1 protein-coding gene is annotated in these 645 nt (G+C 74.6%); it reads right to left on the bottom strand.

Going from position 1 to position 645, the window contains the following annotated elements:
* On the bottom strand, nucleotides 1–410 hold a 410-nt coding region (gene mutL, locus FV222_RS28485; protein ID WP_187277535.1), incomplete at its 3' end, for a DNA mismatch repair endonuclease MutL.
* Nucleotides 411–645: the final 235 nt, after the last annotated feature.

Genomic DNA, 645 nt, shown 5'->3' with positions numbered 1-645 from the left:
AATCCGGCGCCGCGCAGGCCCGCCTCGACGACGAGCGCCGCGCCGGATTCGGCCTCCGCCGTGCGCGTGGTGATCGACAGCCGCGAGACCGCGCCGATCGAGGGCAGCGCCTCGCCGCGGAAGCCCAGCGTGTCGATCCGCGTGAGGTCGCCGCCCGGCAGCTTCGAGGTGGCGTGACGCTCGACGGCCAGGACGAGGTCGTCCGGCGACATGCCGGCGCCGTCGTCGACCACCCGGATCAGCCGCCGGCCGCCGGCCTCGATCGTCACCGCGACCGAGCGGGCGCCGGCGTCGATCGCGTTCTCCACGAGCTCCTTGACGGCGGAAGCCGGCCGCTCGACCACCTCGCCCGCGGCGATGCGGTCGACGAGGACCGGGTCGAGACGGCGGACGGGCGCGGGGGCGGACATGATCGCCCGCTTATAGACCCGCCGCACGCGCCGATCCATCGGCGTCGCGGGTCCGCCCCCATCCGCCGTTGACGCCGCATTAACTACGCCCGGCTAGGCTTCGTTAACCATGCGGAAGCGGTGCGGCGATCCTCGCGCGCCCAGCCAGGGGAGTCGGGATCCGGTGCTGGGGGTGGAAGGCGACGGGCATGCGCGACGGGAGGCAGGCCGTGCCTGCGGCCTCGCGCTGCTGCTC

This window comes from Methylobacterium sp. WL103 (assembly GCF_008039885.1).
Classification (GTDB): domain Bacteria; phylum Pseudomonadota; class Alphaproteobacteria; order Rhizobiales; family Beijerinckiaceae; genus Methylobacterium; species Methylobacterium cerastii.
Note: the sequence above shows the minus strand (reverse complement) of the source record. Positions and strands in the feature narration are given on the sequence as shown.